This window comes from Kitasatospora sp. NPDC059646 (genome assembly GCF_042734615.1).
Classification (GTDB): domain Bacteria; phylum Actinomycetota; class Actinomycetes; order Streptomycetales; family Streptomycetaceae; genus Kitasatospora.
Genome location: NZ_JBHWDS010000030.1, coordinates 666 through 25,581 on the forward strand (window position 1 = coordinate 666; position 24,916 = coordinate 25,581).

At 73.7% G+C, this 24,916-nt stretch carries 17 protein-coding genes; 13 read left to right on the top strand and 4 right to left on the bottom strand.

All coding sequences use genetic code 11. The features are described from left to right. Positions 1 to 553 precede the first annotated feature (553 nt). Together ACFV1L_RS21405 and ACFV1L_RS21410 are read left to right on the top strand one after the other, a co-directional pair. A complete protein-coding gene (locus ACFV1L_RS21405; RefSeq protein WP_380367991.1) occupies positions 554 to 2,710 on the top strand; it encodes a M4 family metallopeptidase in 2,157 nt (718 codons plus the stop codon). A 123-nt stretch (positions 2,711 to 2,833) separates the two neighbouring features. Further along, positions 2,834 to 5,599: an ATP-binding protein gene (locus ACFV1L_RS21410; protein ID WP_380367992.1), complete on the top strand. Its 2,766-nt coding sequence runs from the start codon at positions 2,834 to 2,836 to the stop codon at positions 5,597 to 5,599. Positions 5,600 to 5,605: 6 nt separating this feature from the next. Here ACFV1L_RS21410 and ACFV1L_RS21415 read toward each other — a convergent pair whose 3' ends face one another. Next, positions 5,606 to 9,145: an NACHT domain-containing protein gene (locus ACFV1L_RS21415; protein ID WP_380367994.1), complete on the bottom strand. Its 3,540-nt coding sequence runs from the start codon at positions 9,143 to 9,145 to the stop codon at positions 5,606 to 5,608. 312 nt (positions 9,146 to 9,457) lie between these two features. Here ACFV1L_RS21415 and ACFV1L_RS21420 point away from each other — a divergent pair, with 312 nt between their 5' ends. The 4 genes from ACFV1L_RS21420 to ACFV1L_RS21435 all read left to right on the top strand — a co-directional run bounded on the left by ACFV1L_RS21420 (position 9,458) and on the right by ACFV1L_RS21435 (position 14,067). Continuing rightward, positions 9,458 to 9,727, top strand: coding sequence for a hypothetical protein (locus ACFV1L_RS21420; protein WP_380367995.1), 270 nt, complete (start codon positions 9,458 to 9,460; stop codon positions 9,725 to 9,727). Positions 9,728 to 10,127: 400 nt separating this feature from the next. Continuing rightward, the gene (locus ACFV1L_RS21425) at positions 10,128 to 12,362 is read left to right on the top strand and encodes a carbohydrate-binding module family 20 domain-containing protein (protein WP_380367997.1); all 2,235 of its coding nucleotides are present in this window, start codon (positions 10,128 to 10,130) and stop codon (positions 12,360 to 12,362) included. A 146-nt stretch (positions 12,363 to 12,508) separates the two neighbouring features. Next, positions 12,509 to 13,171 carry an HD family hydrolase gene (locus tag ACFV1L_RS21430; protein WP_380367999.1) on the top strand — a complete coding sequence of 221 codons (663 nt, stop codon included), beginning with the start codon at positions 12,509 to 12,511 and terminating at the stop codon, positions 13,169 to 13,171. Between the two features lie 140 nt (positions 13,172 to 13,311). Then, complete coding sequence (locus ACFV1L_RS21435) at positions 13,312 to 14,067, top strand: PP2C family protein-serine/threonine phosphatase (protein WP_380368001.1); 756 nt, start codon at positions 13,312 to 13,314, stop codon at positions 14,065 to 14,067. An 18-nt stretch (positions 14,068 to 14,085) separates the two neighbouring features. Here the strand turns inward: ACFV1L_RS21435 and ACFV1L_RS21440 are convergent, their stop codons facing one another. Together ACFV1L_RS21440 and ACFV1L_RS21445 are read right to left on the bottom strand one after the other, a co-directional pair. After that, entirely contained in the window at positions 14,086 to 14,628 is a 543-nt protein-coding gene (locus ACFV1L_RS21440) for an MOSC domain-containing protein (protein WP_380368003.1), read from the bottom strand. A gap of 51 nt (positions 14,629 to 14,679) precedes the next feature. Beyond that, a complete protein-coding gene (locus tag ACFV1L_RS21445) occupies positions 14,680 to 15,603 on the bottom strand; it encodes a LysR family transcriptional regulator (RefSeq protein WP_380368005.1) in 924 nt (307 codons plus the stop codon). An 84-nt stretch (positions 15,604 to 15,687) separates the two neighbouring features. On the opposite strand from ACFV1L_RS21445, the gene ACFV1L_RS21450 reads away from it, so the two are divergent. From ACFV1L_RS21450 to ACFV1L_RS21465, 4 genes are all read left to right on the top strand, one after another. Beyond that, on the top strand, positions 15,688 to 16,419 hold the full coding sequence (locus tag ACFV1L_RS21450; protein WP_380368007.1) for a succinate dehydrogenase cytochrome b subunit: 732 nt from the start codon (positions 15,688 to 15,690) through the stop codon (positions 16,417 to 16,419). A 32-nt stretch (positions 16,420 to 16,451) separates the two neighbouring features. Further along, a complete protein-coding gene (locus ACFV1L_RS21455) occupies positions 16,452 to 18,389 on the top strand; it encodes a fumarate reductase/succinate dehydrogenase flavoprotein subunit (protein WP_380368106.1) in 1,938 nt (645 codons plus the stop codon). Further along, entirely contained in the window at positions 18,386 to 19,114 is a 729-nt protein-coding gene (locus ACFV1L_RS21460; RefSeq protein ID WP_380368009.1) for a succinate dehydrogenase/fumarate reductase iron-sulfur subunit, read from the top strand. The genes ACFV1L_RS21455 and ACFV1L_RS21460 overlap by 4 nt, the downstream gene beginning before the upstream one ends. A gap of 546 nt (positions 19,115 to 19,660) precedes the next feature. After that, positions 19,661 to 20,161 (top strand): RICIN domain-containing protein, encoded by a 501-nt coding sequence (locus ACFV1L_RS21465; protein ID WP_380368011.1) that lies wholly within the window; start codon positions 19,661 to 19,663, stop codon positions 20,159 to 20,161. Here ACFV1L_RS21465 and ACFV1L_RS21470 read toward each other — a convergent pair. Then, positions 20,128 to 21,279 (bottom strand): helix-turn-helix domain-containing protein, encoded by a 1,152-nt coding sequence (locus tag ACFV1L_RS21470; RefSeq protein WP_380368012.1) that lies wholly within the window; start codon positions 21,277 to 21,279, stop codon positions 20,128 to 20,130. The two genes, ACFV1L_RS21465 and ACFV1L_RS21470, sit on opposite strands and share 34 nt — an antisense overlap. A gap of 175 nt (positions 21,280 to 21,454) precedes the next feature. On the opposite strand from ACFV1L_RS21470, the gene ACFV1L_RS21475 reads away from it, so the two are divergent. The 3 genes from ACFV1L_RS21475 to ACFV1L_RS21485 all read left to right on the top strand — a co-directional run bounded on the left by ACFV1L_RS21475 (position 21,455) and on the right by ACFV1L_RS21485 (position 24,913). Beyond that, positions 21,455 to 22,249, top strand: a complete 795-nt coding sequence (locus ACFV1L_RS21475) for a class II aldolase/adducin family protein (RefSeq protein WP_380368013.1) — start codon at positions 21,455 to 21,457, stop codon at positions 22,247 to 22,249. A gap of 127 nt (positions 22,250 to 22,376) precedes the next feature. Further along, the gene (locus ACFV1L_RS21480) at positions 22,377 to 22,793 is read left to right on the top strand and encodes a hypothetical protein (RefSeq protein ID WP_380368015.1); all 417 of its coding nucleotides are present in this window, start codon (positions 22,377 to 22,379) and stop codon (positions 22,791 to 22,793) included. After that, the gene (locus ACFV1L_RS21485; RefSeq protein ID WP_380368016.1) at positions 22,790 to 24,913 is read left to right on the top strand and encodes a tetratricopeptide repeat protein; all 2,124 of its coding nucleotides are present in this window, start codon (positions 22,790 to 22,792) and stop codon (positions 24,911 to 24,913) included. Before ACFV1L_RS21480 ends, ACFV1L_RS21485 begins: the two co-directional genes overlap by 4 nt. The last annotated feature ends 3 nt before the right edge of the window (positions 24,914 to 24,916 follow it).

A 24,916-nucleotide genomic window follows, 5' to 3' on the forward strand; every position in this document is an offset into this window, starting at 1 on the left:
GCTTCGCCCGCCCCCGCGGCACTGCGGTCCCCCCAACCGCGGGGCCCCCTCCGGCATCCCCATCCGGGCGGCCCCCGCCGCCGGCCCCCGCCGACCGCGGCGGGAGCGGCCGGGCCGCGGGTGCGGACGGTTCGACTCGACCAGGACCCGGCGTGACCGCGTCGCGTCCTTCGTCGTGAGGCCGGTGTTCCCCGGCAGCATGTTCCGTGCCGAGGCCACCGACCCGCCCTGCCGGTGCTCTCACCCGTTCTGGACGTCAACGCCCGCAACAGCCCGCGCCGTTGGGAGCCCGTCGCATGCCTTCGGCGCGAGAGCACCGAGCTGACTCGGGGTCACCGATCGGACGGCCGCCTTCGAGGAGACGTGGGGGCGGCCCCTGACGGGGGGTCGGAGGGACCCTTGTGCGGCCCTTGTGGGGTTGGCGAGGGCATGTCGTCAGGGGGGTTCGCGGATCTAGCGTCCTGCCGCCGAGCCGAAACCGGCCGGGACACCTCACCCCTACGGTGTGTCCGGCCGTCCCCCATCAACCCCGGCTCGGTGGGAGGAATACCCGATGAACCGCAAGACCGCTCTGGCGGCGGCTGTCGCGGCCGCCCTCACCCTGGGCACCGCCGCACTGGCCACCTCGCAGAACGTCGCGCTGGCCAGCGCCGCCACCCCGTCCGGCGCCGGGTTCCAGGCCATGAGCACGATGGGCCGGCAGGCCGCGCTCGACCAGGCGGCCAAGGACGCCCCGGCCGTGGCGAAGCAGCTGGGCCTCGGCCCGGACGAGCGCCTGGTCGCCAAGGACGTGCTGGTCGAGAACGACGGCGCCCGGCACGTCCGGTACGACCGCACCTACCGGGGGCTGCCGGTGGTCGGCGGCGACCTGGTCGTGCACCGGGCCAGGAACGGCGCGATCAGTTCCACCACCTGGGCCCACGACGGTGCGATCAAGGGCGTCGCCGGGGTGACGCCGAAGCTCTCCGCGCAGGACGCGTCGAAGACCGCCGAGCGCAGCGCCAAGCACGTCAAGCAGGCCCGCACCACCAACCTGGACACCAGCCAGCTGGTGGTCTGGGCGGTCGGCAAGGTCCCGGTGCTCGCGTACCGCAACACCGTCACCGGCGCGGGCGACGCCGGCGCCAACTCCCGAGAGGCCGTGCTCGTCGACGCGGCGAGCGGTGCCGTCCTCGACCAGTACGAGGTCAATCCGGAGATCGGCGGCACCGGAAACGGCGTCAACGTCGGCCAGGTCGCCCTGGAGACCAGCCAGTCCGGCAGCGGCTACACGCTGACCGACGCGCTGCACGGCTCCACGGTCGTCTACGACTCGTACAACAGCCCGCAGTCCAACCCGGCGCAGAACGCCCGCGCCTTCAGCAAGTCCACCAACTCCTGGGGCAACGGCTCCACTTCGAGCCGCGAGAGCGCCGCCGTCGACGCCTCCTACGGACTCGCCAAGACCTGGGACTTCTACAAGAACACCTTCAACCGCTCCGGCATCCGCAACGACGGCCGCGGTGCCCCCGCGTACGTGCACGTCGACAACCAGCTGCTGAACGCGTTCTACGACGACTCGTGCTTCTGCATGTCCTTCGGCGACGGATCCTCGCAGAACGGCAACATCCCGCTGACCGCCCTCGACGTCTCCGGCCACGAGATGAGCCACGGCGTCACCGCCGCCACCGCCAACCTGAACTACTCCGGCGAGTCCGGCGGCCTCAACGAGGCCACCTCCGACATCTTCGGCACCATGGTCGAGTTCTACGCCAACAACGCCGGCGACCCCGGCGACTACTACATCGGCGAGAAGCTCAACATGGGCAACGGCTACCTGCGCCGGATGGACAACCCGGCCGCCGACGGCAGCTCGCTGTCCTGCTACAGCAGCCGGGCCGGCCAGGTGGACGTGCACTACTCCTCCGGCATCGGCAACCACTTCTTCTACCTGGCGGCCGAGGGCACCGGCGCCAAGACCATCGGCGGCCTGCCGCACAACGGCACCCCGTGCAACGGCGACAGCTTCGGCGGCATCGGCAAGGACAAGGCCGCCGCCGTCTGGTACCGCGCCCTGACCACCTACATGACCTCCACCACCACCTACTCCTCCGCCCGCACCGCCACCCTGCAGGCCGCCGCCGACCTGTACGGCGCCAACTCCCAGGAGCGGTACATCGTCTCCAAGGCGTGGGCCGCCGTCTCCCTCGGCACCGCCCTGCCCGACCCGGGCGGCAGCACCTCCTCCCCGAGCCCGTCCCCGTCCGGCTCGCCCACCGGCAACCCCAACCCCGGAAACGCCCTCACCAACGGCGACTTCGAGCAGGGCGCCACCGGCTGGACGCAGAGCGCCAACGACATCACCAACTCCAACCAGCAGACCCCGCACGGCGGTTCCTGGTACGCCTGGATGATGGGCTACGGCTCCGCCGCCAGCGAGACCCTCGCGCAGAACAACATCGCGGTCCCCGCCGCCGGCAGCCCCAAGCTCACCTTCTGGCTGAAGGTCACCACCCAGGAGTCCGGCCCCACCGCCTACGACACCCTCAAGGTCAACGTCAACGGCACCACCCTGGCCACCTACTCCAACGCCAACGCCTCGGCCGGGTACGTCCAGAAGACCGTCGACCTGAGCGCCTACCGGGGCCAGACCGTCAACCTCCAGTTCGCCGGCCAGGAGGACGCCTCCCTGTCCACCGTCTTCCTGGTCGACGACGTCTCCGTCGGCTAACCCGCCCCCACGAGGCCGTCCCCAACGGCCCGGCCTTAAAGGGAACTTAACGGATCGTCGCAGGGGTGTCGTGTTCATGTGAGACCCTCGCGCGAGCCGGTCGGAGACGGCACACTGACCGCCATGACCGGCATACTCCCCGGCCCGGCCGGACCCGCCAGCGCCACCGCGGGTCCGGCCGAGCCCGCACTCGTCGACCGCGCGAACCTGCTCGCCGACACCCGTGCCGCACTCGCCGCCACCGGCGGCGTCCTGCTGCACGGACCGGCCGGCATCGGCAAGACCGCGCTGCTCGACGCACTCGCCCGGGAGGCCGGCGCGGCAGGGGAGTCGGTCCTGCGCAGCAGCCCCACCGCCGCCGAGGCCGACCTGCCGCACCTCGCGCTGATCGACCTCCTCGGCGAGACCCTCCCCGCGCTCGCCGAGGAACTCCCCAGCCACCTGCGCCAGGCCCTCGAATGCGCGCTGCTGCACCGCGCCCCCCAACCCGGCGCCCCCACCGACCCGCTGGCCGTCCGGGTCGCCGTCCTGGAGACCCTGCGCCGCCTCGCCCACCGCGGCCCCGTGCTCGTCCTGCTCGACGACACCCAGTGGCTCGACGAAGCCAGCCGCCAGGTCGTCGCGTTCGCCGCCCGCCGCCTCACCGACCGCCGGGTCCGCTTCGCCGTCACCGAACGCACCGAACACGCCGACGCCGCCCCCACCATGAACGCGCTCTGCCCGCCCGCCGCCCGCGACCTCCCGGTCGGCCCGCTCGGCGAACGCGGCACCGGCGCCCTGCTCCGCGAACGCCTCGGCCTGCGCCTCAACGGCCTCACGCTCAGCCGGGTCCACGCCGTCAGCGGCGGAAACCCCTACTACGCCCTGGAGTTGGGACGGTCACTGGCCGCCGGCGGCAGCGACGCCGCCCTCACCGCCGACCCCGCCCGCCCGCTCGACGTCCCGCACCGGCTGCGCGCCCTGGTCTCCGCCCGCCTCACCGAACTCCCCGAATCCGCCCGCACCGCCCTCACCGTGCTCGCCGCCGCCCGCACCGGCACCGGCCTGCCCGCCACCGTCACCGAACCCCTCGCCGCCGCCCGCCGGCACGGCATCGTCCGTCAGACCGCCGCCGGCACACCCCAGTTCAGCCACCCCCTGATCGCCGAAGTGGTCCTCGCCGACGCCACCCCCGCCACCCTGCGCGACGCCCACCGCGAACTCGCCGCCCTCGCCGCCGACCCCGTCGAACAGGTCCGCCACCAGGCCCTCGCCGCCGAACACCCCGACCCCCGCCTCGGCTCCCGCCTCACCCGCGCCGCCGACACCGCCCTCACCCGCGGCGCGCCCGGCACCGCCGCCGAACTCCTGCGCCACGCCGCCCACCACACCCCCGACCCCGACACCGCCGGACGCCGCCTGCTCGCCGCCGCCCGCAACGCCGCAGCCGCCGGCCTGCCCGACCTCGCCCGCGCCTGCTGCCAGCGCCTCGCCACCGCCCCCGCCGCCGACCTGCGCGTCCACGCCCGCCTGCTGCTCACCCGCCTGCTCGGCCCCGACCACCCGGGCGCCGAAGCCCTGCTCACCGCCGCCGCCGACGACACCGGCGGCCACCCCGCCCTCACCGCCGCCGTCCACCAGGAACGCGCCGTCCGCGCCCTGCACCGCGGCGACCGCGCCGAGGGCTTCGCCGAACTCGAAACCGCCGAGAAGCACGCCGACCAGGCCGACGACCCCGACCTGCTGGTCGAACTCCTCGCCCTGCGCGCCCCCCTCACCCTGCTCACCGACCCCGCCCGCGGACTCGCCCTGCTCGAACGCGGCTGCCGCCTCGCCGCCGGCCGGCCCCCCACCGCCGCCGCCGTCCTGTGCCGCGAAGGACTCGCCGTCGCCGCCCTCCGCAGCGGCGACACCCCCCGCGCCCTCGCCGAGGTCGAAGCCCTGCGCGCCGAGGTGGAAGCCGCCGGGCGCACCGAGGACCTCGCCAACGTCCTCTACATCGCCGCCTCCGTCCTCGAACGCGCCGGACGCTGCACCGAGGCCTACGCCGCCGGCCGCGCCGCCCACGACCTGCGCGAACGCATCGAACCCACCCCCGGCCCGGCCCGCGTCCTCGGCGGCGCCGCCGAACTCAACGGCGGCACCGCCGAACGCGCCGTCCACCTCCTCGACTCCGCGATCCGCGCCGCCGAGGACGACCACGACCACGAGTGGCTCGCCTACGCCCACGGACTGCGCGGCCGCGCCGCACTCCTCCTCGGCCACCTCCCGGCCGCCGTCCACCACCTGAGCCACTGTCAACTCAAGCTCCGCCGCATGCAGTTCACCGACCCCAGCCTGTTCCTGGTGGACGCCGACCTGGCCGAGGCGCTCGCCCTGTCCGGCCGCCCCGCCGAAGCCGCCGCCACCCTCGCCGACGCCCGCGACCGCGCCACCCGCCTCGGCCGCGACGTCGTCCACCTCGGCCTGCACCGCGCCGAAGCCCACCTGACCGCACTCACCGACCCCCGCCGCGCCGCCGACACGCTGCGCGCACAGCTCCCCGCCACCCACCCCTACCCGCTCGAACTCGCCCGCGCGCTCCTCTCCCTGGGCGCGTTGGAACGCCGCGCCCGCCGCCGCGCCGCCGCCCGCACCGCCCTCCAGGACGCCCGGGCCCGCTACGCCGCCGCCGGCTGCCTCCCCTGGCTCCGCCACACCGAGGCCGCCCTCGCCTCCCTCGACGCCCTGGAGGCCGACCCGACGCCCACCCAGCAGCAGATCCTCGCCCTGGTCCGGTCCGGTGCCACCAACCGCGAGATCGCCGCCGCCCTCCACCTGTCGGTCAAGGCCGTCGAGGCGAACCTGACCCGCCTCTTCCGCCAGTACGGGGTCCGTGGCCGGGCAGAACTGGCGAAGTGCCAGGAGTGAGAACCGTCAGTCGACGACGACCCCACCGAGCCGCACGATCGCGTCCAGGGTCTCGTCGTCGAACCCGCAGTCCCGGGAGAACCGGGTACCGCGCAGCCGGTCGCCGAGCGGCGTACGGGCGAGCAGCTCGCCGGTGCGGAAGTCGAGCAGCCAGAGCTCGCCCATGGTGGTGATGGCGGAGAGCCGTTCACCGGCCGGGTCCGCCGCCACGTCGATGAGGCCGCCCGGGGTGCACTCCCAGACCGGCTCGGCGGCGGCTTCCGTCATCGACCAGGCGGTGAGCCGGCCGCGCTGGCCGAGCACCGCCAGTCCGACGCCCGCACGGAACACGAATCCGTCGAAGAACTCGCTGTCGGGATCGAGCGACAGCGGGAGGCCGTCGGGACGGACCACGGCCTGCTCCCCGACTCCGTCGACCGCCATCACGGGGCGGCCGTTGTGAATGATCAACTCGCTGTCCCCGGAACCCGTCCGGAGGACCCTGCCGCTGTTCTCGCCCACGTCCAGGACGGCGACGGTCCGCCAGGCGCACGCCGCGTCGGGCTCGGGCACCAGGTACGAGATCCGCGGCCCGATCGCGAGCAGACCGGCCCGGAAGTCGCCGTTGAGGATCACCCAGTGGTTGGACTCGACGGGCGGCGTCCACCGTTCGATCAGGTCGCCGGTCTCCGGGTCGAGGATCTCGCCCTCGGTCGGATCCATCAGCACCCGGCGGCCGCGCCAGTGCACCGGCACCAGCATCGACTCGTCGAACTCGACCTCGCCCACCGGCTGCCCCGACGTCGAGTCGACCAGGCGCCCGGCGCGGAAGTCGGCCATCCACCAGACGGATTCGCTCCACTCGTGGACGAACAGCGTGCCCCGGGCGGCGAACCGCACGGGGGGTTCGGAGACCTGCCCGTCGGGCCAGTGAAGGACGGTGCGGCGGTCCCAGGCCACGACCGCACCGCCCGAGGTGAGCAGGCAGTTCCAGCCGGCGTTCCGGAGCACGCCCGCCGTGAGCCGTGCGCCGGTCAGATCGGCCCCCGCGAGGTCGACGTCGGCGAGGGCGGCATCGAGGAGGTCCGCGCCCCGGAGATCGGCACCGGCCAGCGACACCGGATCCTCACCCACCAGCACGCCGAAGCCGGTCAGGTCGAGGCCGGCCAGCGGGGCGTCGGCCAGATGCCCGTCGGCCTCGGCGAGCAGGCGCAGGCAGTTCAGCAAGGGCCTGCCCGGGGCGCTCGCACGGGCCAGGTCCAGCAACCGGGCGCGGTGGTCCGGGTGTTCGCGGACCATCGTCGCCAGGAAGCCGAACACCGTGTCGTTCGGCCCCAGAGAGCCGAAGGTGCCGGCCAGCGTCTGCGCCGGCTCGGGCGCGAACGCCGTCAGCCCCGGCAGGCGCCCGGCCGCGTCACGGGCCGAGAAGTGCTCCGACCACGACCGCGAGCCGCCGTCCCCCGCCGGAGCGCCGACCCGGACGGCGTCCAGGAAGTCGCCGGTGAGCAGGCCGAGTTCGCCGGCGAACTTCAGCGCCACCAGGAACTCCAGCAGCGACTTGTGCGAGGGCCCGTAGTCGCCCTCCGCGTTGCGCACCAGCATGCCCTGGTTGCGCATGTCCTGCTCCCAGAAGTCCAGGTCCGTGTCACGCCGCACCACCGGGCCGAAGTAGGAGCGCAACCGGGCCGGGAAGTCGCGGTAGTTCAGGGACAGCCGGTCGGTGGAGAGCATCTCCCACGCCACCTCGCAGAGGAAGTACAGCTTGTCGGCGCGCGAGGTGAACGTCCGCTCGGCGCTGATGTCGCGGTCCATCTTCCGGCGCACCGCGTACAGGTAGATCCGGGCGAGATCGACCTCCGCGCCCTGCTCGATCTCCGGCAGCGCGTCGATCACCAGCTCCGACATCAGCGGACGCCGCATCAACTCCCGCACGGTGGGGTGCCGCATCACCTCGTGCACCTTGTCCTCCGCGAGCCGCTGCCGGAGCATCCGCTCGATCTGCTCGTCCTCGAACTCGACGAGCCGGACAATCTCGAAGATCGGGCCGTCCGCCGTGGTGCCGTGACCGGCCGTGGTGATCTTCGCGCCGAACAGGTCGCGGGCCTCCCGGTCGTCCCGGAAGTGCTCCTTGCGGCTGCTCAGCAGGACCTTCGCGCCCTGGTCCACCGCCGAGGCCAGCGACCAGAAGTTCGCCACCACCGTGTTGCGGTCCGCCCGGGCCGCCATCTCGTCGAAGCCGTCGAAGACCAGCAGCAGCCGGCCCATCCGGTTGAGCACCCGGACCACGTCGGCGCTGCGCAGGTTCACCTTGTGCTTGTCGAAGAAGAACTCCGCCAGCAGGCCCTGCACGGTGGTCTGCTTGACGTAGTCGCGCAGCGGTATCAGCAGCGGCAGCCGGGGCCGCGGCACGCCGCGGCGCTTCGCGTCCCGCCAGGCCAGGACCATGGTGTGCGCCAGGTGCAGGGCGAACCAGGACTTGCCCATGCCGAACTCGCCGAGGACGGACAGGTGCTGCTTGGCCGGCTCGTCCAGCCAGCGCGCCACGTAGTCGTCCAGGCCGCCGTCCCGCCAGTGGTAGCGGCTGGTGCCCAGCTGCTGGCCGGTCACCGGGTCGAACTCGTCCTTCTCGCAGGACAGCGGGACGTACCGGGTGTCGATGCCGCGCCGCCGGACCTCCTCCTCCACCCACGCCAGGTACGGCTCGAAGTCGGCCTCCTCGTCGATCAGTTCGTCGAACGAGTAGCAGAACAGCCGGTCGTCGCCCGCCGCCACGGCCCGCGCCGCGGCGCTGACCCGCAGCCGGGCGATGCCCCAGCCCTCGGCGGCACCGGTCGAATCGGCGAGCTCCGACAGGGTGTTGAGGTGGTGCGGCCCCAACTCGCCCGCCACGCACAGCATCACTGTCCGGTCGAACCGGCCTCGGCGGCGGGGGATGTCCACCAGCAGGGCCACCGCGTCCGCGCCGACCGGCCACTGCTCGCGCCGGATCTCGTACCCGACCGCGCGGAACCACTCCTCGGCGTCCTGCGCCAGCCGCTGCGCCGGAGTGAGTACGGCCCGGCGCGGCTCGATCCGCAGCCGACGGTCCTCCTCCTCGTCACGCGTCCGGCCCACCTGGCTGAGCAGCGCCCTGACGGTCTCCTCCAACCGTGCCTCGTGCGGCTCCCTGGTCCGGTCCACCACCTGCTCGAACGCGGCGGCGAACGCGTCCACGTGCTCCTCGAAGCCGTGCGCGAGATGCCCGAACTCCCCGGTCTCCCGGTTCCGTTCGACCGCCTCGGCGACCTCGCGGCGGACCCGGGCCAGATCCCGGAGCTCGAACGACCGCCGGAACGACTCGACCACGTACGCGTCGCGGAACACCGCGAGCACCGAGTCGGCGCGACCCGCGCAGTACTCGATCAGCGCGACGGCGTAGATGCTGTCGAAGTCGCGCGGCGGCTTGCGCGGATCCAGCCTCACGGCCCTCAGCGCCCGCAGCACCCACTCCTGGCGCATCGCCGCATCCGTCGCCGGCTTCGCCACCAGCTTCCCCAGCACCCCGGCCGCCGCCGCGATCGCCGACATCCCACCGCCCCCTCGCTCACCCGTCCCCGCCCGCACCCTACCGGGCCGGCCGCCCGGAGCCCGCAGCACCCGGCCCGGCGGCGCGCACCCGAACCGCCCGCCGCCCGTCCGCCGTTCCGGGGCCGGGCTGCGCCCTCCGGGCGACCGCCCCGGGAGTGAATCCCCGCCCGGCGCGCCCGAGGGGAGCTGACGCGGCGTCAGGACCACACGTACGGCTCCTTGTCGGCCGTCGCGCCGCGTGGCTGTCTGGGTGCCGGCGGGGCCACCACGGGCCCTCCGCCACCGGTCGAGCCTTCCCGAAGGAGATCCCTCATGCGTGCTCTCAAGCGTGTCCTGGCTGTCGGCGCCCTCGCCGCCCCGCTGATGATCGGCTGCGCCGGACTCGCCGCGGCCCAGGAAGGCCTGAACGCCGACTGGGGCCAGGGCCGGTTCGTCGCGAACGAGAACGGGGCCGGTGTCGCGGGAGCGTCGTCGAGCGTCGCTCCCGACGGGGTCGCGCACACGGACTTCTGGATCTGGGCCGACGACACCGGCGTCGCCGGCTCCTTCACCGGCTCCGGCGCGACGTGGAACGGCGAGTAGGCGCGGTCGACGCCCGGTGGGGCGGGCGCGGAGTCGTGCCGCGCCGGGAGGAATCTTGCTGCAAGGCCTTCCAGCTTCCCGGGGGAAGGTCTTGCTCGATCCCGGTGATCCCGTGGGCGTTCCGGGTCGCGGATCAGGAGCTTTCGTGCCGAAGCGGACGGCAGGGCGCTGCGCAGCTCGGCGAAAGGCAGTGAAACTTCTTGCGCAGCTGTCTTGACGGTGGGGTGAGCGGGACGGGATGGTCTTCCCATCGATCGGCGGGAGCGCCGGACTCGGAGCCGAGGGACCCGGCTCCAGGCCCGTGGCGACCCGATCCGCCTGTTCCTGCCCGGCCATCCGCCCGGAGGCGCGGGAACGGGCCCGGCCCTTCCCCAGACCCCCACCACCCGGGAGCGAACCCATGTCCTTCGCGCGCCGAGCCGTCGCGGCTCCGCCCACCCCCGCCCGCCGCCGACGGCGAGCCCTTCCGGCCGCCGTCCTCTCCACCGCCGCCCTGCTGGCAGGCGTCCTGCTGCCGCTGGGCGCGCAGGGCACCGCGCAGGCCGTCGCCGCCCCCAACGGCGGCGACGTGACGGCCAATCTGTTCCAGTGGAACTGGAACTCGGTGGCTGCCGAGTGCACCGACGTCCTGGGCCCGAAGGGCTACGGCGCGGTGCAGGTCGCACCGCCGCAGGAGTCGATATCGGTGCCCGGCCACCCCTGGTGGGACGTGTACCAGCCGGTCTCGTACACCCTGAACAGCCGGATGGGCAGCGACGCCCAGTTCCGCGCCATGGTGACGGCCTGTCACAACGCGGGCGTCAAGGTGTACGTCGACGCGGTGATCAACCACATGGCCGGCACCAACCAGACCAGCAGCAGCTCCTACGGCGGCTCCGGGTTCAACGCGGCGGGCTACAGCTACCCGGCGGTGCCGTACAGCAGGTCGGACTTCCACGGCTCCCCGCCCTGCCCCAACGCCGACCTGGGCATCAACGACTGGAACAACGCCACCCAGGTCCAGGAGTGCCAGCTGCTGAACCTCTCGGACCTGAACACCGAGAGCGACTACGTCCGCGGCAGGATCGCCGGCTACCTGAACTCGCTGATCGGCGCGGGCGTCGACGGCTTCCGGGTGGACGCCGCCAAGCACATCGCCCAGGCCGACATGGCCGCCATCGTCTCCCGTCTCGACGACACCCGGTGGGGCGGGCGTCCGTACGTCTACCAGGAGATCTTCCCGGGCGGCAGCGGCCCGCTCGCCGCGGCCGCGTTCGAGGGCAACGGCAGCGTGCTGGACTTCACCTACGCCTCCAAGCTCTCCCAGCAGTTCACCGGCAACATCGCCAACCTTCGGACCTTCGGGCAGAGTTGGGGCTTCGAGCCGAGCGAGAAGTCCGTCGTCATGGTGACCAACCACGACCTGGAACGGGACCGGACCACGCTGACCTACAACGACGGCGCGAAGTACCGGCTGGCGCACGTCTTCGAACTCGCCCTGGGCTACGGCACCCCGCAGGTCTACGCCGGCTACCGGTTCGCCAACAAGGACGACTCGCCGCCGGCCGACGGCAACGGCTACGTCACCGACGTCAACTGCGCCAACGGCACCTGGACCTGCACCGACCGCGACCAGGGCATCGCCAACATGGTCGGCTGGCACAACGCCACCCGAGGCGAGGCCGTCGCCAACTGGTGGGACAACGGCAGCAACGCGATCGCGTTCAGCCGCGGCGCCAAGGGCTGGGTCGCCATCAACAACAGCGGCTCCGCCGTCACCCAGGCCTTCAGCACCGGCCTGGCCGCCGGCGCCTACTGCGACGTCATCCACGGCGACCTCAGCGGCTCCCGGTGCACCGGCCCGACGGTGAACGTCGACGGCTCCGGCAGGGCCACCGTCACCGTGAACGCGGGCGACGCGGTCGCGCTGTACGCCGCCACCACCGGCACCACCGGCCCCAGCCCCAGCCCGACCGGATCCGCCGGCCCCTCGCCGTCGGCGTCGGCGAGCCCGTCGGCGTCGGCGAGCCCGTCGCCGTCCGCGAGCCCGGGCAGCGGCACGGTCACCCAGACGTTCAACGAGAACCGGACCACCGTCACCGGCCAGAACGTCTACCTGGTCGGCTCGATCGCCCAGCTCGGCGCCTGGGACCCGAACGCGGCCGTCGCGCTCTCCCCGGCCGGCTACCCGGTGTGGAGCGGCAGCGTCCAACTCCCCGCCAACACCGCCTTCGAGTACAAGTACATCGTCAAGGACGCCGCGGGCAACGTCACGTGGGAGAGCGGCGCGAACCACAGCGCCGACACCGGTGCCTCCGGCGGGACGCTGAACGACACCTGGGGCGGCACCGGAGCCAACACCGGCCAGGTCTCGGTGACCTTCAACGAGAACAGGACCACCGTCTACGGGCAGAACGTCTACCTGGTCGGCTCGACCGCCCAGCTCGGCAACTGGAACCCGGCCGCCGCGCTGCCGATGTCCTCCGCCGGGTACCCGATCTGGAAGCTGGCCCTCGACCTGCCCGCCAACACCTCCCTCGAGTACAAGTACATCGTCAAAGACGGTGCGGGCAACGTCACTTGGGAGAGCGGCGGGAACCGGACCTGCACCACCGGAGCCTCCGGCGGCATGACGCTCGACGACAGCTGGAAGTGACCGCGCGGCGCCACCGCGCTGCCGGCGCCACCCGCTCGCGAGGGGGCCGGGACGACCGTCACGCCGTCCCGGCCCCTGTCGTCGCCGCGGCGGAAAACGGGCGGTGACGGACGCCGAAGAGGGCGGCGGATGGCAGGATGGGCCGCATGAGCGACGAAACCCGGCGGCCCCTGCTGGTGGACCGCACGCCCTTCCCCGACGGCCTCGACGAGCGGCTGCACGCCCAGTTCACCTTCCTGGTCGAGATCGACCGGCTGAAGACGATCCTGCGGCAGTCGCCGCTGGCCGCCGCCGAGCGGCGGGAGAACGACGCCGAGCACTCCTGGCACCTGGCGATGATGGTGACCGTCCTCGCCGAGTACGCGGACGAGCCGATCGACGTCGGCCACACCGTCCAACTCGTGCTGCTGCACGACCTGGTGGAGATCTACGCCGGGGACACGCCGCTGTACGACCCGGCGGCGGGCGTCGACCAGGCGGAGCGCGAGACGGCGGCCGCGGACGAGCTGTTCGGGCTGCTGCCGGAGGACCAGTCGCGGCGACTGCGGGAGCTGTGGGACGAGTTCGAGGAGCGCCGCACGCCCGAGGCGCGGTTCGCGAAGGCGATGGACCGCCTGCAGCCGCTGCTGCTCAACTGGATGGCGCGCGGCGGGACGTGGCGCACGCCGGGGGTGACGGCGGACGACGTGCGGGCCAGGAAGGCGGTGATCGGCGACGCGTCGGCCGAGCTGTGGAAGGCCGGCCGGCAGCTGATCGACGAAGGCGAGCGGCGCGGCTGGTCGCGCAGCGGCCGCGGCGAGCAGGCCTGACGGCCCGGCCGCCGGGACGCGCGAACGGCCGCGCGCACCGGCGGCCCTCGTCGGAGGACTCCCGCCGGATGTGCTTCGCTTGGTGGCACGCCGCGCAACGGTCCGTGCGCGCGGAAGAGTCCGAGGAGAGGTGGACGGTCGTGCCGGTCGTCGCGGTGAGCGTGCTCAGTCACACGGGAGTGGTGCGCAGCCACAACGAGGACAGCGCGGCGATCGGGCCGTGGACGCTGTGCGCGACGGCGACCGACAGTCCGCAGACCTTCTACTTCCCGCTGGGCGACTCCGCCCTGACGGTGGCGGTCGCCGACGGGCTGGGCGGCCACCCGGGCGGCGACCTGGCCTCCTCGCTGGTGGCCGGCCAACTCGCCGCCACCGGAACGGAACTGACGGACGAACAGTCCGTCACGGAGGCGCTGCGGGCCTGCCACGAAGCGCTCCACGACGCGGCCGACGCCGACCCCGGCCTGGCCGGCATGAGCACCACCGTGGCCGGGCTGGCCCTGACCGGCGACGCCGTGCTGGTGTTCAACGTCGGTGACAGCCGGGTCTACCAACTCACCGACTCCGGGCCGCGGTTGCTCAGCACCGACGACAGCCCGCCGCTCGCCCCCGGGCAGCGCACCACCCACCTGGTCACCAGCGTGCTCGGCGGCGCCACCCCGCGCGACGCCCTCCGCCCGCACGTGACCCGGCTGCCCGTCCGCGCGGGCGCCCGCTACCTGCTGTGCACCGACGGCCTGAGCGACCCGGTGCCGCCGGAGGAGTGGGCGGCCGTGACCGCCGACGGCGACGCGGAGGAAGACGACCAGCACGCCGTGGTCGAACTCTGGCGCGCCGCGATCCGTGCGGGCGGTCCGGACAACATCACCGTCGCCCTGGTCCGGATCGACGACTGACGCGGGGCCGGGGCCGGGTCAGACCCGGTCCAGCGGTCGGTGCGGCCCCTGCGGCAGGGTCACGGTGACGGCGTCGCCGGGGCGGACCGGCCCGCCGGCGCGGACCACGCCCATGATGCCGGCCCTGCGGACCAGGCCGCCGTTCTCGTCGCGGTGCACCACCTGCTTGAGCAGGCCGCGCCGGAAGCCGTCGATCTGCGCGCACGGGTTGCGCAGCCCGGTCACCTCGACCACCGCCTGCGCGCCGAGGTGCAGCAGCGCGCCGACCGGAAGGCCCAGCAGGTCCAGGCCGCGGGTGGTGACGTTCTCGCCCAACTCGCCCGGAGCGACGGCGAATCCGGCCGCCGCCAGGTCGTCGAAGAGCTCGGCGTGGATCAGGTGGACCTGCCGGAGGTTGGGCGCGGTCGGGTCCTGGGCGATCCGGGAGCGGTGCTTGACGGTGACGCCGGCGTGCACGTCGCCCTCCACACCGAGGCCTTCGAGCAGCCGGATCTCGGCCCGGACGGGCTTGCTGAACGTGTACTCGCCGTTGCTGCTGACCGCCACCACACTGCCGGGCATCCGGACTCCCTCTCCTCGGACGAGCGCTGCGCGCACCACCCTATGCGGCGGTCAGCCCGCCGGGAGCAGCCGGGTGCCCGGCGGCAGGGAGCCCGCCCGGTCGGCGTCGAGCAGGTAGGCGAGCAGGACGTCGCGGAACGCGGCCGCGGCCCGGGTCAGCGGCAGGTCGCGGCCGTGCGCGAGCGCGATGGTGCGGCCCAGGCCCGGCGGGGCGAACGGCGCGGAGTGCAGCCCCGAGCGGGCGGCGACCATGCCGGGCACGACGGCGGGTCCGAGGCCGGCCCGGACGGCGGCCAGCACGGCGTCCATCTCGCCGCCCTCGACGGCGTACGACGGCTCGAAGCCGGCCGCCCGGCAGGCGGCGAGGGTGGTCTCGCGGACGTCGTAGCCCTCGCGGAACATCACCAGGCCCCGGCCGCGCAGGTCGGTGATCCGGGCCCGGCGGCGGGGGAGCGGCCCGGCCGAGACCAGCACCAGGTCCTCGTGCAGCAGCGGGGTGACGGAGAGCCCGGCGGGGGCGGCGGACGGCGCGGCGATGACCAGCGCGAGGTCCAGCTCGCCGGCCTCCAGGTCGCGGACCAGGTCGCGCGAGCCGCCCTCGGTCAGCCGCAGGTCCACCCCGGGGTGCCGGGCGCGGTAGGCGCGCAGCACCTCCGGCACCAGGCTGGCGCAGAGCGAGGGCGGCGCGCCGAACCGGACCCGGCCGCGGCGCAGCTGGACGGTCTCGGCGACGGCCCGCCGGGCGCTCTCCGCGTCCGCCAGGATGCGCCGGGCCAGCGGCAGCAGCGCCTGCCCGGCGTCGGTGAGCGAGGTGCCGGAGCGCGAGCGGTGGAACAGCTCCGCTCCCAACTCCTTCTCCAGGGAACGGATCTGTTGCGAGAGGGAGGGCTGTGACACGTGCGTCAGCTCGGCGGCCCGGGTGAAGTGCCGGGCGTCGGCGACCGCGACGAAGTAGGTGAGCTGCTGCAACTGCACACCGGCCATGATAGGCGTTCCCTATCGTGGGCCGCGCTTCCATGTCTTGGACTCCACCTGTGCTCCGGGCCTACCGTCATGCTCATGGCTTCTGCGACCCGGACGAACCGGGCGAACCGGACTCCCGCCCCCGACCGGCCCCCGTCCCGGGCGGCGGCGCTCTGGCGCAGCACGGTCGGCAAGAAGGCGGTCATGGCGGTCAGCGGACTGCTGATGCTCGCCTACCTGGTGGCCCACATGCTCGCCAACCTCAAGGTGTTCTTCGGCCCCGACGACCTCAACGGCTACGCGCACTGGCTGCGCACCATCGGCCGGCCGGTGCTGCACCACGGCTGGTTCCTCTGGCTGGTCCGGCCCGTCCTGCTCGCGGCCGTGGTCGCGCACGGCGTCGCCGCCTACCAGCTGAGCCGCCGCGACCTGAGGGCCCGCCCGCAGCAGTACGTGCACCGCCGCCGGCGGAGCAGCTACGCGACCCGGACGATGCGCTGGGGCGGGGTGATCCTCGGCCTGTTCGTCGTCTGGCACATCCTCGACCTGACCACGCTGACGGTGAACCCGGCCGCCGAGGAGGGGCACCCGTACCAGAACATCGTGGCCTCGTTCTCCACCTGGTACGGCGGCGGCATCTACTGCGTGGCGATGCTCGCGCTCGGCCTGCACATCCGGCACGGCTTCTGGAGCGCCGCGCAGACCCTCGGCGTCAACAACCCGCGCCGCGACCGGGCGTTGAAGGCCGCCGCGAACGGGCTGGCGCTGCTGCTGACCGCCGGGTTCCTGTCGGTGCCGGTCGGCGTGATGGCGGGACTGGTCCGATGAACGACCACCACACGAACGCGGGAGAGGCCCCGATGAGCTACCTCGACTACACCGTCGGCGACCCGATCGCCGACACCCGGGCCCCGGCCGGGCCGATCGAACAGCGCTGGGACCGGCGGCGGTTCGAGGCCAAGCTGGTCAACCCCGCGAACCGCCGCAAGCACCGGGTGATCGTGGTCGGCACCGGCCTGGCCGGCGGCGCGGCCGGCGCCACCCTGGCCGAACAGGGCTACCACGTCGTCCAGTTCTGCTTCCAGGACTCCCCGCGGCGGGCCCACTCGATCGCCGCCCAGGGCGGCATCAATGCCGCCAAGAACTACCGCAACGACGGCGACTCGATCCGCCGGCTGTTCTACGACACCGTCAAGGGCGGCGACTTCCGCGCCCGCGAGTCCAACGTGCACCGCCTGGCGCAGGTCTCGGTGGAGATCATCGACCAGTGCGTGGCACAGGGTGTCCCGTTCGCCCGCGAGTACGGCGGCCTGCTCGACACCCGCTCGTTCGGCGGCGTCCAGGTCTCCCGCACCTTCTACGCCCGCGGCCAGACCGGCCAGCAACTGCTGCTCGGCGCCTACCAGGCGCTGTCCCGGCAGATCGCCGCCGGGAACGTCGAGCTGCACGCCCGCACCGAGATGCTCGACCTGATCGTGATCGACGGCCGGGCCCGCGGCATCGTCGCCCGCGACCTGGTCACCGGCGAGATCAGCTCGCACCTGGCGGACGCCGTGGTCCTCGCCACCGGCGGCTACGGCAACGTCTTCTACCTGTCCACCAACGCCAAGAACTCCAACGCCACGGCGATCTGGCGCGCCCACCGGCGCGGCGCCTACTTCGCCAACCCGTGCTTCACGCAGATCCACCCGACCTGCATCCCGCGCTCCGGCGACCACCAGTCGAAGCTGACCCTGATGAGCGAGTCGCTGCGCAACGACGGCCGGATCTGGGTGCCGAAGGCGAAGGGCGACACCCGGCCGCCCGGGCAGATCCCCGAGGACGAGCGGGACTACTACCTGGAGCGGATCTACCCGGCGTTCGGCAACCTGGTGCCGCGCGACATCGCCTCCCGCGCCGCCAAAGTGGTCTGCGACGAGGGCCGCGGCGTCGGCCCCGGCGGGCAGGGCGTGTACCTGGACTTCGCCGACGCCATCGCCCGGCTCGGCCGGGCCGCCGTCGAGGCCAAGTACGGCAACCTGTTCGACATGTACCAGCGGATCACCGCCGAGGACCCCTACACCGTGCCGATGCGGATCTACCCCGCGATCCACTACACCATGGGCGGACTGTGGGTCGACTACGACCTGCAGACCACCGTCCCCGGCCTGTTCGCGATCGGCGAGGCCAACTTCTCCGACCACGGCGCCAACCGGCTCGGCGCGAGCGCCCTCATGCAGGGCCTCGCCGACGGCTACTTCGTGCTGCCGCCCACCCTCAACGACTACCTCGGCCGCACCAGGCTCGAACCCGTCCCCGACGACCACCCCGAACTCGCCGAGGCGGAGGCCGAGGTGACCGACCGCCTGCACCTGATCCTCGCCGTCGACGGCGACCGCACCCCCGACTCGTTCCACCGCGAACTCGGCGAACTCCTCTGGGACAACTGCGGAATGGCCCGCGACGAGGCCGGGCTGCGGCACGCGCTGGCCCGGATCCCCGAGCTGCGCGCCGAGTTCTGGCGGCGGATCAAGGTCCCCGGCACCGGCGCCGAGCTCAACCAGGCGCTGGAGAAGGCCAACCGGCTGGTCGACTACTTCGAACTCGCCGAACTGATGTGCCTGGACGCGCTGCACCGCAGCGAGTCCTGCGGAGGCCACTTCCGCACCGAGTCCGCCACCCCCGACGGCGAAGCCGCCCGCCGGGACGAGGAGTTCAGCTACGCCGCCGCCTGGGAGTACACCGGCGACGCGCCCGTCCTGCACAAGGAAGAGCTGCTCTTCGAACACGTCCACCCCACCCAGCGGAGCTACGCGTGAACCTCACCCTGCGCATCTGGCGCCAGCAAGGCCCCGACACCCCGGGCGAGATGACGGAGTACCGGGTCTCCGGCATCAGCGAGGACATGTCCTTCCTGGAGATGCTGGACACCCTCAACGAGGAACTCATCCTGCGCGGCGACCGCCCCGTCGCCTTCGACCACGACTGCCGCGAAGGCATCTGCGGCGCCTGCGGCATGGTCATCAACGGCCAGGCCCACGGCCCCGAACGCACCACCACCTGCCAGCTGCACATGCGGCACTTCGCCGACGGCGACACCATCGACGTCGAACCCTGGCGGGCCGGCGCGTTCCCCGTGGTGCGCGACCTCGTGGTGGACCGCTCCGCGCTCGACCGGATCATCGGCTCCGGCGGCTACATCACCGCGCCCACCGGCTCCGCACCCGAGGCGCACGCCACCGCCGTCCCCAAGGAGGCCGCCGACCTCGCCTTCGAGCACGCCGAGTGCATCGGCTGCGGGGCCTGCGTCGCCGCCTGCCCCAACGGCTCCGCGATGCTCTTCACCGCCGCCAAGGTCGTCCACCTCAACGTCCTCCCACAGGGCGCGCCCGAACGCGCCTCGCGGGTGCGGAACATGGTCGGCGCGATGGACGCCGAGGGCTTCGGCGGCTGCACCAACACCGGCGAGTGCGCCACCGCCTGCCCCAAGGGCATCCCGCTGACCGGGATCGCCCGCCTCAACCGCGAGTTCCTGCGGAGCTGACGCGCACCCCGGCGGTCCGCCGCCGGCTCCTCCCTGCTCGCCCACAGCCCGCACCGGAAGATCCGCCCGCCCTCCTGCTCGGGCAGTCGGCGCACCGGGCTGCCCGGGCGGGAACGCGAGGGCTCCGCCAACCCGGCAGGCAGAGCGCGGAGTTGCTCGCCGCGCACCGCACGCCCGGCGGCCACCGCGGGTACGACGCCGACGGGCCGATCGAGGTCGGCCGGATCCGGGCACTGCTCGCCGCCGGGCCGACCACCCGCACCGTGCGCGAACCGATCCCCGGCTCCGAGGACGGTGAACTGCGCCCGGTGCGCGCGACCGCCTCACCGCCCGACTCGCCGAACCGGCCGCCCGGATCGGCGAACCAGGCATCGACCGCGAAGCCCTCGCCGGCCTCACCGGCCGGTTTCCGCAGGCGAGTTGACGCGGCGGATCCGGCCATGGTCACGGTGCGCGGAATGGCCGGACGGGGCGATCCGGGTGGAGCCCTTCCTTTGCCAGACTCGTCCGGTCCGGGACCTCCCCCCGATCGAGAAGAGGCCGACCATGTCCCGCACCTCCACCCGCCTCCGCCGCGCGGCGACCGCCGCGGCCATCGGCATCACGGCGACCGCCCTGCTCGGCCTGGCCGCGCCCACCGCCTCGGCGGCCGGCGGAGTCGAGATCCACAACGTCGACAGCGGCAAGTGCGCGGACGCCTCGTGGAGCCACACCGACGGCACCGCGGTCGTGCAGTGGGCCTGCTACGGCGGTGCCACCCAGCTGTGGACGGCGGTACCGGTCGGCAACGGCTTCGAGTTCGTGAACGCCGACAGCGGCAAGTGCCTGGACGCCTCGTGGAGCCACACCGACGGCACCCCGGTCGTGCAGTGGGCCTGCTACGGCGGCGCCACCCAGCTGTGGAAGACGGTGGCGGTGAACGGCTCCTGGGAGATCGTGAACGTCGACAGCGGCAAGTGCCTCGACGCGTCCTGGAGCCACAACGACGGCACCGGCCTGGTGCAGTGGGCCTGTTACGGCGGTGCCACCCAGCTCTGGTACAGCTGACCCGCCCCGGGCCCTGCCGGGGCGAGCCAGCTGCGCAGGGCCCACCACCAGTGGGCGGTGTGCTCGACACCGCCCTCCAGCGGGTCGCCGCCGGTCAGTTCGCGCAGCCGGCGCAGCCGGTACTTCACCGTGTTGGGATGGACGTGCAGCTCGGCCGCCGTCCGGTCGGTGCGGCCCCCGTGCGCCAGGTGGCACAGGCCGGTGGCGGCCAGCTCCCGGTGGAACGGGTCCGACCGGTCGAGGGAGCCCAGCAGCGAGCGGGCCAACAGGGCGCCGAGCTCCGCGTCCGCCGGGGTGGCGGTGAGCAGCGCCAGGTCCTCCAGCCGGTGAAGGCCCGTCAGACCGGCCGCCTCGGCGGCCCGCAGCGCCCGCCGGGCCAGTGCGTACAGCGGAGCGAGCGCGTCCGGCGCGACGGGCGGGGCGACCACGGCCGGCGGACCCCCGGCCGGCAACCGCGGCTCCGGCCCGGTCAGCGCCGCCAACCGGCCGTCCACGAAACCGCACAGGCCCGGACCCGCCGCGGAGAGCGCCTGCTCCCACGGGCCCGCCAGCGCCGGATCGCTGACCGCCGTCACCACGCACCGGTACCGGCCGGCCGGCGACAGCGGCCCGCCGAGCGTCTCCACCGCCTCCCCGTGCAGCAGCTGACGCAGCATCAGCAGATGCTCCTCCCGGGCGGTGCGGGCCGCCGCCAGCTCCGCCACCCGGTGCGCCTGCACCATCCGCCGGGCCAGCACGATGGTGATGTGGTCGATCCGGGTCACCCCGTCCAGCAGCTCGTCCGCCGGGACGCCGCACCGCCGGCCCTCCGCGATCACCGACTCCACCAGGTGCGAGCGCCCCGCCTGGAAGCCGTCCAACAGCGCCGCCACCGGCACCCCCTGCCGGGCCCGGTCCGACCCCAGCGCGCCCGCCGCCGCCAACGCCTGCGCCCCCGGCTCGCCGTCGCCCTGCAACGCCGACCGCACCCCGTCCAGCAGCGCCCGGGTGTGCCGCCGCACCTCCCGCTCCGGCAGCGCGGCGACCAGCTCGGACGCGGCCCGCGCGGCCCGGACCGCCGCCGCCAGCACCTGCGGATCCGCCGTCCGCCCGGCCACCAGCCCGACGAACCGGTCCACCCCGACCACCCCCTCCGGATTGTGCCCGCCGGACAACGGCCGCCGTCCGCCTTGGGCGGCACCAGCCTAGGCGGCGGCGATCCGGCTCTGATGAGGTGTGGCGCGTCCGGCGGCGACGGTCAACGGCACCCGCCGGCCGGGCCGCAGAAACACCGTCAGCGAAGGGACACCGCCCATGTCCGACACCCGGTCGATCGTCGACCAGCTCCCCGGCGACCTGATCTTCCGACTGCCGCCGACCTTCGACACCGTCGAGGAGGAGCGCCGCCACCGCAAGGAACGCCTGGCCGCCGCGCTGCGGATCTTCGGCAAGTTCGGCTTCGAGGAGGGCGTCGCCGGACACATCACCGCCCGCGACCCCGAGCGCACCGACCACTTCTGGGTCAACCCGTTCGGCATGTCGTTCAAGCACGTCAAGGTGAGCGACCTGGTGCTGGTCGACCACCACGGCACCGTCGTCGAGGGCCGCTACCCCGTCAACCAGGCCGCGTTCGTGATCCACTCCACCATCCACCGGGCCCGCCCCGACGTGGTCGCCGCCGCCCACAGCCACTCCACCCACGGACGCGCGCTGTCCGCCCTCGGCCGCACCCTGGAGCCGATCACCCAGGACGTGTGCGCCTTCTACCAGGACCACACCCTGTTCGACGACTACACCGGCCTGGTCACCGACCTGGAGGAGGGCGAGCGGATCGCCGCCGCCCTCGGCCCGCACAAGGCCGTCATCCTGCGCAACCACGGCCTGCTCACCGTCGGCAGCACCGTCGACGCCGCCGCCTGGTGGTTCATCACCATGGAACGCTCCTGCCAGGTCCAACTCCTCGCCCAGGCCGCCGGCCCCACCATCCCGATCTCGCCCGAGAACGCCGCCCTCACCCACCGCCAGATCGGCAACGACCTGGCCGGCTGGGTCAACTACCAGCCCCTGTACGACCAGATCACCCGCGAACAGCCCGACCTGTTCGACTGACCCGGCGCGCCCCCGGAGTGACGGCACGTCATCCGCACACGGTGGCACCGCACATCGAGGAGCCGCACCGGCGGCTCCTCGATTAGGATGCGGCCGAACCGGCACACAGCAGAACCCGGGGGAAGCCGTGGATCCTGAGATCGTCGCCCTTGCGGGCACCGCCGCCACCACACTGATCGGCGCGTTCACCACCGACCTGTGGCAGCGCGCCACCGACGGCATCGCCGCGCTGTGGCGGCGCTGCCAGCCCGAACGCGCCGACGCCGTCGCCGCCGAAGCCGCCGCCACCCGCGAGGAACTCGCCAACGCCGCGGGCGATCCCGAGGTCGCCGAGGAACTGCGCGCCGAATGGCAGGGCCGGATCCGCCGCCTGCTGGCGAGCGACCCCGCGGCCGCCGACCAGGTGCGCGCCCTGCTGGCCGAACTCACCCCCGACGCACCGCAGCCGGCCGGCGGCGTCCAGCAGCAGGCGACCGCCAGCGGCAGCGCACGGATCTACCAGGCCGGCGGCTCCATCCACATCACCGAGCGCGCCGAGCGGTGAACGACGACCGGATGACCGGCCGGGCCGACGGCCACGGCCGGGTCTACCAGGCGCTCGGCGACCTCCACATCGTCGAGCACCACCACACCGCCCCCGCCTGGTCCGGCCCGGACTCCGTCCGCCGCCCGGCCGTCGGCCACACCCCGCGCATCCTCCGCGACCGCATCGAACTGATGGACCGGCTCCGCACCGCCGTCGAACCCGGCCAGGGCGACCGGGTCTACGTCCTGCACGGCCTCGGCGGCACCGGCAAGACCGCCGTCGCCCACGCCCTGTTCGAACACGTCCACGCGCAGCGCGAACGCATCGGCCTCTGGGTCAACGCCTCCGACGCGACCACCCTGCGGGCCGGCATGCTCGCCGTCGCCGCCGACCGCGGCGCCGCCGACACCGAACTGGCCGCCGCCCGCAGCGGCCTGCGAGCCGGCGCCGACCTGGTCTGGGACCGGCTCGACCGGTCCGACCGGCCCTGGCTGCTGGTGCTCGACAACGCCGACGACCCGACCGTCCTCGCCGAAGGCGGCTGGCTGCGGACCAGCCCGCGCGGCATCGTCCTGGTGACCACCCGTCAGGCCGCCACCCGCTGGTGGCCCGGCGCCGAACTCTGCCAGGTCGGCGTCCTGCCCCGCGAGGACGCCGCCGCCGTGCTCCGCGACCTCGCCCCCGAGAGCGGCTCCGCCGAGGACGCCGCCCAGGTCGCCGACCGCCTCGGACGCCTCCCGCTCGCCCTCACCCTCGCCGGCAGCTTCCTCGCCCACCAGGTGCTCGACCCCTGGACCCTCGCCGACTACGACCGCTCCCTCACCACCGGCGAAGGGCTCGCCGCCCTCGACGGCGCCACCGGCCTCGCCGACCGCGACGGCCGCCACCTCCTCCACACCACCTGGCAGCTCTCCCTCGACGCCCTCGCCGCCCAGGGACTTCCCGACGCCGGCATCCTGCTGCGCCTGCTCGCCTGCTGGGGCGCCGACCCGCTCCCGCTGCGCCTGCTCGCCGACGCCGACCTCGGCCCCGACCTGCCCCGCCACCGGGTCGACCCGGCCCTGCGCGGACTCCTCGACCACTCCCTCACCGAACTCGACCACAGCGGCGTCCGCGCCCTGCGCACCCACGCCCTCGTCCTCGACAGCGTCGCCCGCAACACGCCCGCCGCCCAACGCGACACGCTGACCGCGGTCGCGGCGGCGCGACTCGACGCGCTGGTGCCCCAGGTGGCGCGCACCGGACCGCACGATCCCCAACTGGCGCTGCTGGCACCACACTTCCTGGCCCTGCTGCGAAGGGCGGAGCTGCCGGAGGTGCTGGCCGGGGCGACAGCGTCGGCCACCCGGCTCGCCGACGCACTGTTCGCCACCGGCGAGTACCTGATGGCCCGTGACCTGGCCGGCGGAGCGGCCGACATCGCGGTCGAGCGGCTCGGCGCGGAGCACCCGGCCGTGCTCGGCGCGCGGTACCGGCAGGCTGCCGCGCTGTTCCGACTCGGCGACTACGCGGCGTCCGAACGGATCCACCGCGACGTCCTGACCGCCCGTCGACGACTCCTCGGTGAAGACCACCCGGACACCCTGACCGCCCTGTTCGGCCTCTGTTTCCCGCTGCTCCACGCCGGGCGCAGGCCGGAGGGCCTGGACCTGCTCCGGCAGACGGCCGCCCGGCGGGCGGAGATCCTCGGCGCGGGCAACCAGGACACCCTGCAGGCGCGGGCCTACCTGCTGGAGTACCTGCCGATGGACGCGCTGCGCGCAGAACTGGCCGCCGACGACCTGCCCCGGACGTGCATCCGCGAGCTCGGCGCCGACCACGACATCACCTGGACGGCCCGGCACAACCACACGTGGGCCCTCTGGGCGGTCGGTCGCCACCCGGAGGCCGACCCCCTCGCCGCCGCCCTGCTGGCCGACTACGAGCGCGAGAAAGGCCCGTCCCATCCGATCACCGTCAACGCGCGGATGCTGTACGCGCGCACCAGGTTCGACACCGGGAACCGCGACCAGGCGATCGAACTGATGGAGGCCGTCGTGGCGGGGCGGCTCGCCACCGTGGGCGCCGAACACCCCGCCACCGCGCGCAGCCGCGAGGTCCTCGCCGAGTTCCGGGCGGGTCGGCGGGGCTGGCCCTGACAG

Bases quoted from the DNA above. Each gene is read 5' to 3' on its own strand.
- ACFV1L_RS21405 (WP_380367991.1), top strand. From the start codon at position 554: ATGAACCGCAAGACCGCTCTGGCGGCGGCTGTCGCGGCCGCCCTCACC.
- ACFV1L_RS21410 (WP_380367992.1), top strand. From the start codon at position 2,834: ATGACCGGCATACTCCCCGGCCCGGCCGGACCCGCCAGCGCCACCGCG.
- ACFV1L_RS21415 (WP_380367994.1), bottom strand. From the start codon at position 9,145: ATGTCGGCGATCGCGGCGGCGGCCGGGGTGCTGGGGAAGCTGGTGGCG.
- ACFV1L_RS21420 (WP_380367995.1), top strand. From the start codon at position 9,458: ATGCGTGCTCTCAAGCGTGTCCTGGCTGTCGGCGCCCTCGCCGCCCCG.
- ACFV1L_RS21425 (WP_380367997.1), top strand. From the start codon at position 10,128: ATGTCCTTCGCGCGCCGAGCCGTCGCGGCTCCGCCCACCCCCGCCCGC.
- ACFV1L_RS21430 (WP_380367999.1), top strand. From the start codon at position 12,509: ATGAGCGACGAAACCCGGCGGCCCCTGCTGGTGGACCGCACGCCCTTC.
- ACFV1L_RS21440 (WP_380368003.1), bottom strand. From the start codon at position 14,628: ATGCCCGGCAGTGTGGTGGCGGTCAGCAGCAACGGCGAGTACACGTTC.
- ACFV1L_RS21450 (WP_380368007.1), top strand. From the start codon at position 15,688: ATGGCTTCTGCGACCCGGACGAACCGGGCGAACCGGACTCCCGCCCCC.
- ACFV1L_RS21455 (WP_380368106.1), top strand. From the start codon at position 16,452: ATGAGCTACCTCGACTACACCGTCGGCGACCCGATCGCCGACACCCGG.
- ACFV1L_RS21465 (WP_380368011.1), top strand. From the start codon at position 19,661: ATGTCCCGCACCTCCACCCGCCTCCGCCGCGCGGCGACCGCCGCGGCC.
- ACFV1L_RS21475 (WP_380368013.1), top strand. From the start codon at position 21,455: ATGTCCGACACCCGGTCGATCGTCGACCAGCTCCCCGGCGACCTGATC.